Origin of the sequence: Roseburia hominis (assembly GCA_040702975.1) — a bacterium.
GTDB lineage: Bacteria > Bacillota > Clostridia > Lachnospirales > Lachnospiraceae > Allocoprococcus > Allocoprococcus hominis_A.
On sequence record CP159990.1, the window covers coordinates 1,957,601 to 1,969,531 of the forward strand.

Genomic DNA, 11,931 nt, shown 5'->3' on the forward strand with positions numbered 1-11,931 from the left:
AGGAGCCAGGTGATGCGTTACAGATCACCTGGCTCCTGATTTTTTATTCCCGGTATTTATCCTGCTGTTTGAGCAACTGGATATATTTAAGGACAGACTTACGGTCCTCAAAATCCAGCTTTTTATAATTTCCCAGCACCTTCTTGTCTACGACTTTCGCGTTCTGTGCAGGAGCGGGGCGGATCATCACCGCATCGGTGCTCTTCCCGGTGAGAAGATAGTCGATCGGTACCTGAAAGTATTGGGCAATCTTAATTAATTTATCAAAATCAGGCTGTCGTTCCTTCGTCTCATATCCGGCAATCGTTGAGCGGGATACATTCAGGTATTTGGCTAATTCGTCCTGAGTCACATCACGGGATTCCCGTAAATCTTTTAATGTTCTCGCAAAACCCATACTAATACCTCCTGTTCCCTTAAAGTGCAAATGTTCGTGAAATCATTGTATCAGCCATTACAGTTTGTAAAAGATAGTGTGCTGAATATTAACAAATAAGATGTAAAAGGGCCAAAACGGAACATAATTTCGCACCGTTGACACGCACTTGGAAACCCCGTATAATAAAAAATAGAGAAGCCTAAATAGTTTGGGAGGGACGTCACATGAGAATGCTGCTTGGGAATGATGAAGAAAAAAGAAGTAAAATGTGGAGCTATGTGACTATAATTGCCACGGTTCTGATCGTAATTGTAGTGATCTACTTTTTGTTTGCGGGATTTATGGGGAATCCCCTGAAAGGGACCTGGCTGCACGATGAAAGCAGTATGACACTTGAAATTGGACGGGGAGGAAAGGCAGTCCTTCGAGGGGACGATCTGGTCGACGGGAAAGACCTGGAGCTTGAGATGGACTACACTTTGAACCGGAAGGGAAAGCAGATCACCTTTAAAGCCAGTGAGGAAGAGCTGGAGGAGGCGGCAAAGAAGCTGGGAGATGACGTGACGGCCGCAGATGTGGAGATGGCGGTGGATATGATGTTTACTTCATTTAATTATAGTGTAGACGGGAAGGAACTGACCCTGAGTGAGTGGGACTATGGCGATCAGCTGTTTTTTGAACGCAAGAGATAAGATAGAGAAATGGCGGTGGAGATTTATGACCAGAGAAGATACAAAAGTAGTACAGATAGGAAGCGTAAAGATCGGCGGGGGTAATCCTGTCGCGATCCAGTCTATGACGAATACAAAGACGGAGGACGTGGAGGCGACCGTAGCGCAGATTCTGGTACTGGAGAAGGTAGGCTGTGAGATTATCCGATGCGCAGTGCCGACCATGGAGGCGGCAGCCGCGCTAAAAGAGATCAAGAAGCAGATCCACATTCCGCTCGTGGCAGATATTCATTTTGATTACCGGCTGGCAATCGCAGCGATTGAGAACGGCGCAGATAAGATCCGGATCAATCCGGGGAATATCGGAAGCGAGGACAGGGTACGCCAGGTCGTGGAGAAGGCCAAAGAATACGGCGTGCCGATCCGGGTAGGCGTCAACAGCGGTTCTCTGGAAAAAGAGCTTTTGGAAAAATACGGCGGCGTCACGGCGGAGGGGATCGTGGAGAGCGCGCTTGACAAAGTGCATATGATAGAGAAGATGGGCTACGACAATCTGGTAGTAAGCATCAAATCCTCGGACGTACTGATGTGTGTGAGGGCGCATGAGCTGATCGCAAAGGAATGTCCGTACCCGCTTCATGTGGGAATCACGGAATCCGGCACGGTCCTGTCCGGGAATATTAAGTCGTCGGTAGGACTTGGCATTATCCTGCATCAGGGAATCGGCGATACGATTCGGGTATCGCTGACCGGAGATCCGCTGGAGGAGATTAAGAGTGCGAAGCTGATCCTCAGGACACTTGGGCTTAGGAAAGGCGGCATAGAAGTCGTATCCTGTCCGACCTGCGGCAGAACCCGAATCGACCTGATCTCGCTTGCGACCAAGGTGGAGAATATGGTGGCCCAGTTCCCGCTGGATATCAAGGTGGCAGTGATGGGCTGCGTGGTAAACGGACCCGGGGAAGCAAGGGAGGCAGACCTTGGCGTGGCCGGCGGAATCGGAGAGGGGCTTCTGTTCAAGAAGGGCGAGATTATCAGGAAGGTAAAAGAAGAAGAACTTCTGGAGGCTTTGCGGGAAGAATTAATACACTGGGGCGAATAAAGAATGACGAAATTATTTTTTGATGTATTTCCTACATTACAAGTAGATACTGACAGCAGAATGCTGTTTGAACAGGTAGAGGTGATGAAAATCACCTCTACTTCTGCCAGAAACCATATTCGGGTACATATACGGAGTACACATCTGATTCCCAAGCAGGCGATCTTTTCCATGGAGCGCCAGATTGAGCAGCAGCTATTTGGGAATACCGGGATTCCGGTGACGATCGTGGAGGAATACCACTTATCAGAGCAGTACACGCCGGAGAACCTGATGCGGGAATACCGGGATAGTATGCTGTTTGAACTGGAACAAAAAAGCAGACTTGAGAGAAATATGTTCCAGCATGCAAAATGCAGGTTCGAGGAGGGAAATATCCTTTGCCTTACCATGGCGGATACCATCGTGGCAAAGGGAAAGACCGAATCCATCAGCAGCTATCTGGAGGACGTGTTTGCCGTTCGCTTCCAGGTTCCGGTGGAAGTGCGGGTGGATTATGAGAAACCCAAAGAGAGTAAATATAAGAAGCTAAATGAGATGCAGCTTAGGCAGGAAGTGAACGCGATCCTGGAGCGCAATCAGGCCCTTCAGGCGCAGCATAGTACCGGGACGGCACCGTCCGGTGAGATGGCGCAGCAAGGCGGCGGAGAGGTCCCGTGGGATACTTCTGAGGGGGCTTTGCAGATGCTGCCGGGGATCTCCGGTCAGGCATCCTCGAAGGAGGTGGCCGGAAGCGTTGCGAAAGATGTACCCAAGGGCATCCCGTATGGCCATTCGGCCGTTTCACAAGGTACGCCAAAAGATTCGGCAAAGAAGAGCGGGGCAAAAGAGAATACAGGGAAAAGGCAGCGGGAAAGGACGGCCCGCAGAAGAAAGAGTTTGCCGGAAGATCGAACGCCGGAGCAAAAGGGGGCAGAAATAGCTTCAAAGGCGGCTCTTCTTATCAGCGCAGGGATTATCCGCTAAAACGCTCCGATGATCCAAATGTAATCTATGGCCGTGATTTTGATGACAATCCTATTGAACTTAAGCAGGTCACCGGAGAGATGGGGGAGATCACCATTTGCGGACAGGTCATCAGCTTTGACACCAGAGAGATCCGCAATGAGCGGACAATCCTGATGTTCGCGGTGACGGATTTCACCGACACGATCATGGTGAAGATGTTTGCGAGAAATGAGCAGCTTCCGGAGCTCTTAGGAGACATTAAAAAGGGCGTATTTCTGAAAGTAAAAGGAGTGACGACCATTGACAAATTTGACGGGGAGCTGACCATCGGTTCCGTGACGGGAATCCGGAAAAGCGCGGATTTCAGAACCGGGCGAAAGGATAAATACCCGGAGAAGCGGGTAGAGCTCCACTGCCATACGAAGATGAGTGATATGGACGGGGTTTCCGAGGCGAAAGACCTGGTAAAGCGCGCGCACGACTGGGGCCACCCGGCCATTGCGATCACCGATCATGGCGTGGTCCAGGCATTTACGGACGCGAACCATTACATAGAGACTCTGGATAAGACCGATCCCTTTAAGGTGATTTACGGGGTGGAAGGCTACCTTGTGGATGATCTGACGGAAATCGCCATTGGAGCGGGGCAGCAGAGCCTTGACGATACCTATGTAGTATTTGATATCGAGACGACCGGATTTTCTGCTATATCCGATAAGATCATTGAGATCGGGGCGGTGAAGGTAGAACAGGGGAAGATCACAGAGAAGTTCAGTACCTTCGTGAATCCGGGGCGGCCGATTCCGTTTAAGATTACGCAGCTCACCAGCATTACCGATGAGATGGTGATGGAATACCCGGATATCGAGACGATTCTTCCCAAGTTCCTGGAATTTGTAGGCGATGCGCCGCTGGTAGCACATAATGCCGGGTTCGACGTGGGATTTATCAAACAGAACTGCCGGTATCAGGATATCGAGCCGCATTTTGTGTCGGTGGACACGGTTGCGCTTGCCCGGGTCCTCCTGCCGTCACTTACCAAATACAAGCTGGACGTGGTGGCAAAAGCACTCGGAATTTCGCTGGAGAACCATCATCGGGCGGTGGACGATGCCGGTGCGACGGCGGAGATATTTGTAAAATTTATTGAGATGCTGAAAGAGCGGGATATCTACACCTTGAAAGGGGTGAACCGGTTCGGAAGCCTGAATCCGGACGCGATCCGCAAGCTGCCGACTTACCACGTGATTATTCTTGCGAAAAATGATATTGGCCGGGTAAATTTATATACTTTGGTATCGCTGTCTCACCTGACCTATTTTGGCAGGCGTCCGAGAATTCCCAAAAGCGTGCTGAACCAGTACAGGGAAGGCCTGATCGTGGGAAGTGCCTGCGAGGCGGGAGAACTCTACCGGGCCCTTCTTGACGGAAAGCCGGCGGAGACGATCGCAAAGATCGTGGATTTTTATGACTATCTGGAAATACAGCCGCTGGGTAATAATGAATTTATGATTGCCAGCGACAAGATTGATGTTATAAACTCGATGGACGACATCAAGGATATGAATCGGAAAATCGTGAAGCTGGGAGAGCAGTTTAAAAAGCCGGTGGTGGGAACCTGCGACGTACATTTCATGGACCCTGACGACGAGGTCTACAGGCGGATCATCATGGCGGGAAAGGGGTTCGCAGATGCGGACAAGCAGGCGCCTCTCTATCTCAGGACAACAGAGGAGATGCTGGAGGAATTCGCGTATCTCGGCTCGGAAAAGGCGTATGAGGTGGTTATTAAAAATACCAATAAGATCGCCAATATGATAGAGAAGATCTCCCCGGTGCGGCCGGATAAATGTCCCCCTGTCATTGAGAATTCCGACCAGGAGCTGACGGATATCTGCTACGCCAAGGCGTATTCCATGTATGGAAATCCGCTTCCTGAGATCGTGGAGGAGCGTTTGAAGCGGGAACTTCATTCCATCATATCCAACGGCTTTGCCGTGATGTACATTATCGCGCAGAAGCTGGTGTGGAAATCCAATGAGGACGGGTATCTGGTAGGCTCCCGTGGGTCCGTAGGGTCTTCCTTCGTGGCGACCATGTCGGGAATCACGGAGGTCAATCCGCTTTCGCCTCATTATTATTGCCAGAACTGCCATTACAGTGATTTTACCTCCGACGAGGTGAGAAAATATGCGGGAGGCTGTGGACACGATATGCCGGATAAGGCCTGCCCTGTCTGCGGAAGGCCGCTGATCAAGGACGGATTTGATATACCGTTTGAGACATTCCTTGGATTTAAGGGAAACAAAGAGCCGGATATCGACCTGAACTTCTCGGGCGATTATCAAAGTAAGGCGCATAAATATACCGAGGTTATTTTCGGAAAAGGCCAGACCTACCGTGCGGGAACCATCGCGGGTCTTGCGGATAAGACGGCGTTTGGCTATGTGAAAAACTATTACGAGGAGCACGGCGACCGGAAACGGAACTGTGAGATCGATCGGATCGTGCAGGGCTGTACGGGAATCCGAAGAAGTACCGGACAGCACCCGGGCGGTATCGTGGTGCTTCCGCACGGTGAGGATATCAACTCCTTTACCCCGATCCAGCACCCTGCAAATGATATGACAACGGACATTATCACCACTCATTTTGATTACCATTCCATCGACCACAACCTTCTGAAGCTTGACATTCTCGGGCACGACGATCCGACCATGATCAAGACGCTGGAGGAACTCATCAATTCGGATTCGATGGAAAATGAATACGACGGAGTCCATAACATTTTCAAGGCCACGGACATTCCGCTCGATGACCAGGGGGTAATGTCGCTGTTTGCAAGCACGGAAGCGCTGGGAATTAAGCCGGAGGATATCGACGGCTGCCCGGTAGGGTGTCTGGGAGTGCCGGAGTTCGGAACGGACTTCGTTATTCAGATGGTGGTGGATACCAAACCGAAGACCTTGTCTGACCTGATCCGGATTTCCGGGCTGTCTCACGGGACCGACGTGTGGCTGAATAATGCCCAGACCCTGATCGAGGAGGGGAAGGCGACCATTTCCACGGCGATCTGTACCCGTGACGATATTATGACGTACCTGATCAATAAGGGGCTGGACAGCGAGGAGTCCTTTACGATCATGGAGCGGGTGCGTAAAGGAACCGTGGCAAAAGGAAAGTGTAAGGAATGGCCGGAATTTAAAGAGGACATGTTGAAGCACAACGTGCCGGACTGGTATATCTGGTCCTGCGAGAAGATCAAATATATGTTCCCGAAAGCCCACGCGGCGGCTTATGTTATGATGGCGTTCAGGATCGCCTATTGTAAGATCAACTATCCGCTGGCCTACTATGCGGCATATTTCGGAATCCGTGCGTCGGCATTCTCCTATGAACTGATGGCGCAGGGGAAGGAGAAGCTGCTCTACCACATGAATGATTACAAAAGGCGTGCGGAGCAGGGGCAGCTCAGCAAAAAGGACCAGGATACCTTGAAGGATATGAAGAACGTGTTGGAAATGTATGCCAGAGGATATGAGTTCAAACCGATTGATATCTATGAATCGCTTGCGACCAAGTTTCGGATCGTGGACGGAAAACTGCTCCCTCCGTTCAATACCATAGATGGAATGGGAGATAAGGCGGCAGAGGCAGTAGAACTGGCCTCAAAAGACGGCCCCTATCTGTCAAAAGATGATTTCAGGCAGCGGACGAAGGTCAGCGCTACTCTGATCGATAAAATGTCGGAGATGGGACTTCTGGGCAATCTCCCGGAGACCAACCAGCTCTCCCTGTTCGACTTTGCGAATTAATGCTTTAAATTAGGAAAGCTTTGTGGTATCATGAAAGAAATATTGTAAATGAGAGAGAAATCTATTTCAAATACCAGATGAAAGGAAGGAAGAAATACATGTCTGAGAGACGAGTGATCATGCTGGGGAACGAAGCGATTGCCCGGGGCGCATATGAGGCAGGAGTAAAGGTCTCCGCCGCTTATCCCGGAACACCCAGCACGGAAATAAGTGAATATTTAGTGCAATACAAGGAGGACGTATACGCAGAGTGGTCCCCGAATGAAAAAGTGGCTACCGAGGTGGCAATCGGCGCGAGCGTGTCAGGAGTACGTTCTATGGCCTGTATGAAGCATGTGGGACTCAACGTGGCGTCCGACCCGCTTTACACCGTATCGTATATGGGGGTAAACGGCGGTATGATGGTGGTCGTAGCCGATGACCCGGGACTTTATAGTTCCCAGAATGAGCAGGATACCCGTATGGTGGCAAGAGCTGCCCAGGTTCCTGTGATCGAACCCTCTGACAGCGCGGAAGCAAAGGATTTTGTAAAACGTGCTTTTGAGATCAGTGAGCAGTTCGACCGCCCGGTGATTTTCAGAACGACGACGAGACTTGCGCATTCGCAGGGACTGGTCACCTTAAAGGACCGGGAAGAGATAGAAGACAAGCCCTATGTAAAGAATATCCAGAAGACGGTCATGATGCCGGGAAATGCGAAGATCCGCCATGTCGAGATCGAGAAGAGGAACAAAGAGCTTGCGGAAGCGGCAAATACACTGGATCTGAACCGGATCGAGATGAAGGACACGAAGATCGGCGTGATCACCAGTGGAATCCCGTACCAGTATGTGAAGGAGGCCCTGCCGAATGCGTCTGTGCTGAAGCTGGGACTTGTCAATCCATTGCCGCGAAAACTGATTGAGGAATTTGCTTCGAAGGTGGAGACGCTTTATATCGTAGAAGAATTGGATCCGGTCATCGAAGAACAGGTCAGATCCTGGGGCATAAAGGCCATCGGAAAAGAGATTTTCACGGTGCAGGGCGAATACAGTGCAAACATGATCCGCAAGGCGATTTTAAAAGAAGAATTACAGATCAAGGAGCCGGCAAAAGCGCCGGGACGTCCGCCGATTCTGTGCCCGGGCTGTCCGCACAGAAGCGTGTACTATGTGCTTAAGAAGCTGGGACTTCATGCGGCCGGAGACATCGGCTGCTACACTCTGGGAGCAGTGGCACCGCTCAGTGTGGTGGATACGACGATCTGTATGGGAGCCAGCATCTCCAGTCTTCACGGAATGGAGAAGGCAAAAGGGAAGGAATACATAAAGAATTGGGTAGCAGTGATCGGTGATTCGACCTTCCTTCATACGGGAGTGAATTCCCTTATGAACATGATGTACAACAAAGCGACCGGAACGGTTCTGATCCTGGATAACTCCACGACAGGTATGACAGGACATCAGGATCATGCGGCGACCGGAAAGACCCTGCAGGGCGACCCCACCTGGGCCATTGATATTCCGGCACTTTGCAGGGCAATCGGCGTGAAGAATGTAGTGGAAGTTAACGCATTTGACATCGAACTTCTGGAGAAGACCGTGAAGGAAGAGGTGGCAAAGGACGAGGTTTCTGTCATCATCACGAAGACTCCCTGCGTGCTGCTTAGTAAAGCGAAAAAGCCGTTATATCGTGCGATTCCGGACAAATGCAAAAAGTGCGGTATGTGCATGAAGCCGGGCTGTCCGGCCATGACGAAGGCAGCGGACGGAACGATCCGAATCGATGATACGATGTGTACCGGCTGTGGACTTTGTGATTCCCTTTGTAAATTCGGGGCGATTGAACTGGTAAAGGAAGGTGACAGATAATGGCAGCAAAAAATATTATGATCGTAGGAGTCGGCGGCCAGGGAACTTTGCTCACCAGCCGTATCTTAGGAGGAATTGCCCTCCAGGGAGGCTATGATGTGAAGCTCTCTGAGGTGCACGGAATGGCACAAAGAGGCGGAAGCGTTGTGACGTTTGTACGCTATGGAGAAGATGTGGCAGAGCCGATCGTAGAGGAAGGTCAGGCAGATGTCCTGATCGCATTTGAGAGACTGGAAGCCCTCCGGTATGCGCATTTCCTCAAACCGGACGGCGCCCTTGTGGTAAATGACTGGAGAATCGATCCGATGCCGGTCGTGATCGGTGCGGCCGAGTATCCGGAAGGAATTCTGGAAGGGCTGGAAAAAGAATACAAGGTTTACGCCGTAAATGCCACCGAGGAGGCAAAGAAGCTGGGAAATTCCAGAACTTTTAATCTGATCGTGCTCGGCGTGGCTGCGCAGCATATGGATTTCACGAAAGAGCAGTGGTATGAGGTGATCGAACGCACGGTACCGCCGAAGACGGTTGAAATTAACAAAAAAGCGTTTGATGTAGGTTATACGCTTTAAATAAAAATGAAGGAGAAGAAGTGATGGACTGGAAAGAAAGGATCAGAGATCCAAAGATGGAGTGCGCAAGTCTTGACGAGATTCGTACGCTCCAGGGAAAGAAACTGGTAGACCTTGTGAACCGGGTATATGGAGTAGTCCCGTTTTACACCAGAAAGATGAAGGAGCTTGGTGTGGAACCGGGCGATATCCGCGGAATTGAGGATATCACGAAGCTGCCTTATACGACCAAGGAAGATCTGCGTGACAATTACCCGTTCGGGCTGGTCGCAGTTCCGGAAAAGGACGTAGCGAGGGTGCAGGGTTCCTCAGGAACGACAGGAAAACTCACGATTGCGGCATATTCCAAGAACGACGTAGACCTCTGGGCAGAGTGTGTGGCACGCTGTCTCACCATGGCGGGTCTTACCAATGAAGACAGGATTCACGTATGCTATGGATATGGTCTGTTCACCGGCGGTATGGGAATTGACGAGGGAGCGCGTGCTCTGGGAGCAACAGCGATTCCGATGTCCGCAGGAAATACCCAGCGACAGATGATGTGTATGGAAGACTTCGGTGCAACAGCATTTGCATGTACCCCGTCCTATGCGCTGCATCTTGCAGAGTCTATGGCAGAGGCAGGCGTTGTAGATCGTCTGAAGATCAAGGCAGGTATCCACGGAGCGGAGCCCTGGACCGAGGAGATGCGTAGGAAGATCGAAAGCATTTTACATATTAATTGTTTCGATATTTATGGACTTTGCGAGGTCCTTGGACCTGGTGTGGCTCAGGATTGTATCCACCATAAAGGCCTGCATATTCATCACGATCACTTCTTCCCGGAGATTTTGAATCCGGCAGACCAGAGTCCCTGCGCGGAAGGAGAACTTGGCGAGCTGACATTTACCACACTTTCCAAGGAGGCAATGCCGCTGATCCGCTACCGCACGAAGGATCTGACCAGTATCAGCTATGGAACCTGTGACTGCGGAAGAACCCTGCCGCGGATTTCCAAGTTCAAGGGACGTACCGATGATATGAAGGTCATCAGAGGAGTGAATGTTTTCCCGACGCAGGTTGAGACCGCACTTCTGAAGATGGGCGGAGAGGTCGCACCGCATTACCTGATGATCGTAGACAGAGAGAACAACATGGATACGCTCACCGTTATGGTGGAGGTAGACGAGAGATTCTTCTCCGACGAGATCAGACAGCTCGATGCTTTGAAGAAGAAAATCGGCGCTGTGCTGAAACAGGCACTTGGCATTTCAGTCATCGTAAAGCTGGTTGAGCCGAAGACCATTGAGAGAAGCGAAGGTAAGGCGAAACGCGTGATCGACCGCAGAAATCTTGTATAAAGGGGGAAATGACTATGACGATTAAACAGTTGTCCGTATTTTTGGAAAATCGTTCCGGACGGTTAGATGAGGTCCTGGACGTACTGGGAAATAACGGCGTGAATATTGTGGCGCTCAGTCTTGCGGATACTTCTGACTATGGTATGCTCCGCATGATCGTGAGCGATCCGAAAAAGGGCCGCGAGGTGCTGAAGACAAATGGGATTACCGCAATGCTCACAGATGTGGTCGCACTCCGGGTTCCGCACGCGACAGGTTCTCTGGCAAAAGCGATGCATGAGATTGTGGAGGGCGGCGTGAATGTGGAATATATGTATGCGTTTGCAAATGGAGCGGACGCCTCCGCAGTGATCAAAAGTGATGATCCGGGGAAGGTAGTGGAACTTTTACGCAGCAGCGGATTTGATGTCTGGAAAGAGGACGAGGCGTATCACGCAAATATTATGAAATAGCAGAATTATAACCTGACGGAAGGTCTTTTGGATCTTCCGCCAGATTTTCGTTGCCAGGTATACCTAAGTGAAAGTCCAGTGGGCCTTCATCCCGGTATGCTTTGCAACAGAAAGAGAGCGGGAGGCCCTACGAATAGAACCTCCTGCTCTCCAATACACAATACATTGAACAATATTATTCTAACAGCTATTTGGGAAAATGTAAAGAAAAATTGAAAAAAAGTCGCATTTTCTATATAAAATAGAATGTGCAGAAGCACATTTTTCGCGCGCGAGCGGACTACGTAGCAGCAAAAAATAAAAGAGATCGCACAAAAGTGCAACCTCTTTTATTCTTTTCATCTTATTTTATGCATCGCTTTTAGATATATGATAGAACTGATACTTAAAAGGCACACTAAAAATCAGATTAAAGTTTTGTTACATTGACAGCCTGAGGACCCTTCTCGCCCTCGATTACTTCGAATTCAACTTCCTGGCTCTCTTCAAGACTCTTGTAGCCTTCCATATTCAAGCCGCTGTAATGAACGAACACGTCATGCCCTGTCTCGTCAGAAATGAACCCGTAGCCCTTCTGGTTGTTAAACCATTTCACGGTACCTTTCTTCATGGTATTACCTCCAATAATGATCCATAGGCAAAATGTTAAAAAACACACCTTACCTATTATGTAAATACGATACATTTAAACTCTATCATGCATTCGTTAAAACGTCAATAGTTTAGGGAAAATGCGAAAAAAACTGTGCATTTTGTATAAAAGACGAAAAAAATTATTGCTATTATGAATCCTGGACCGAGTTAT

The 11,931-nt window shown here is 49.9% G+C and carries 8 protein-coding genes and 1 pseudogene; 7 read left to right on the forward strand and 2 right to left on the reverse strand.

What is annotated here, in order from left to right; genetic code table 11:
• Positions 1 to 43: 43 nt before the first annotated feature.
• On the reverse strand, positions 44 to 397 hold the full coding sequence (locus tag ABXS75_09110; protein XCP86931.1) for a helix-turn-helix transcriptional regulator: 354 nt from the start codon (positions 395 to 397) through the stop codon (positions 44 to 46).
• Between the two features lie 206 nt (positions 398 to 603).
• Here ABXS75_09110 and ABXS75_09115 point away from each other — a divergent pair, with 206 nt between their 5' ends.
• The 7 genes and pseudogenes from ABXS75_09115 to ABXS75_09145 all read left to right on the forward strand — a co-directional run bounded on the left by ABXS75_09115 (position 604) and on the right by ABXS75_09145 (position 11,126).
• Positions 604 to 1,071 carry a hypothetical protein gene (locus ABXS75_09115; protein XCP86932.1) on the forward strand — a complete coding sequence of 156 codons (468 nt, stop codon included), beginning with the start codon at positions 604 to 606 and terminating at the stop codon, positions 1,069 to 1,071.
• Between the two features lie 25 nt (positions 1,072 to 1,096).
• The gene (gene ispG, locus ABXS75_09120) at positions 1,097 to 2,152 is read left to right on the forward strand and encodes a flavodoxin-dependent (E)-4-hydroxy-3-methylbut-2-enyl-diphosphate synthase (protein XCP87120.1); all 1,056 of its coding nucleotides are present in this window, start codon (positions 1,097 to 1,099) and stop codon (positions 2,150 to 2,152) included.
• Between the two features lie 3 nt (positions 2,153 to 2,155).
• A pseudogene (locus ABXS75_09125) lies at positions 2,156 to 6,915 on the forward strand (PolC-type DNA polymerase III).
• A 98-nt stretch (positions 6,916 to 7,013) separates the two neighbouring features.
• Complete coding sequence (gene iorA, locus ABXS75_09130) at positions 7,014 to 8,765, forward strand: indolepyruvate ferredoxin oxidoreductase subunit alpha (protein XCP86933.1); 1,752 nt, start codon at positions 7,014 to 7,016, stop codon at positions 8,763 to 8,765.
• Positions 8,765 to 9,334 (forward strand): indolepyruvate oxidoreductase subunit beta, encoded by a 570-nt coding sequence (locus ABXS75_09135; GenBank protein ID XCP86934.1) that lies wholly within the window; start codon positions 8,765 to 8,767, stop codon positions 9,332 to 9,334. Before iorA ends, ABXS75_09135 begins: the two co-directional genes overlap by 1 nt.
• A 23-nt stretch (positions 9,335 to 9,357) precedes the next feature.
• The gene (locus tag ABXS75_09140; GenBank protein XCP86935.1) at positions 9,358 to 10,674 is read left to right on the forward strand and encodes a phenylacetate--CoA ligase; all 1,317 of its coding nucleotides are present in this window, start codon (positions 9,358 to 9,360) and stop codon (positions 10,672 to 10,674) included.
• An 8-nt stretch (positions 10,675 to 10,682) separates the two neighbouring features.
• On the forward strand, positions 10,683 to 11,126 hold the full coding sequence (locus ABXS75_09145) for an ACT domain-containing protein (protein ID XCP86936.1): 444 nt from the start codon (positions 10,683 to 10,685) through the stop codon (positions 11,124 to 11,126).
• 409 nt (positions 11,127 to 11,535) lie between these two features.
• Here ABXS75_09145 and ABXS75_09150 read toward each other — a convergent pair whose 3' ends face one another.
• The gene (locus ABXS75_09150) at positions 11,536 to 11,736 is read right to left on the reverse strand and encodes a cold-shock protein (protein XCP86937.1); all 201 of its coding nucleotides are present in this window, start codon (positions 11,734 to 11,736) and stop codon (positions 11,536 to 11,538) included.
• Positions 11,737 to 11,931 lie beyond the last annotated feature (195 nt).

Coding starts and splice junctions, on each gene's coding strand:
- ispG (XCP87120.1), top strand. CDS start 1,097: ATGACCAGAGAAGATACAAAAGTAGTACAGATAGGAAGCGTAAAGATC.
- ABXS75_09150 (XCP86937.1), bottom strand. CDS start 11,736: ATGAAGAAAGGTACCGTGAAATGGTTTAACAACCAGAAGGGCTACGGG.
- ABXS75_09140 (XCP86935.1), top strand. CDS start 9,358: ATGGACTGGAAAGAAAGGATCAGAGATCCAAAGATGGAGTGCGCAAGT.
- ABXS75_09145 (XCP86936.1), top strand. CDS start 10,683: ATGACTATGACGATTAAACAGTTGTCCGTATTTTTGGAAAATCGTTCC.
- ABXS75_09110 (XCP86931.1), bottom strand. CDS start 397: ATGGGTTTTGCGAGAACATTAAAAGATTTACGGGAATCCCGTGATGTG.
- ABXS75_09135 (XCP86934.1), top strand. CDS start 8,765: ATGGCAGCAAAAAATATTATGATCGTAGGAGTCGGCGGCCAGGGAACT.
- ABXS75_09115 (XCP86932.1), top strand. CDS start 604: ATGAGAATGCTGCTTGGGAATGATGAAGAAAAAAGAAGTAAAATGTGG.
- iorA (XCP86933.1), top strand. CDS start 7,014: ATGTCTGAGAGACGAGTGATCATGCTGGGGAACGAAGCGATTGCCCGG.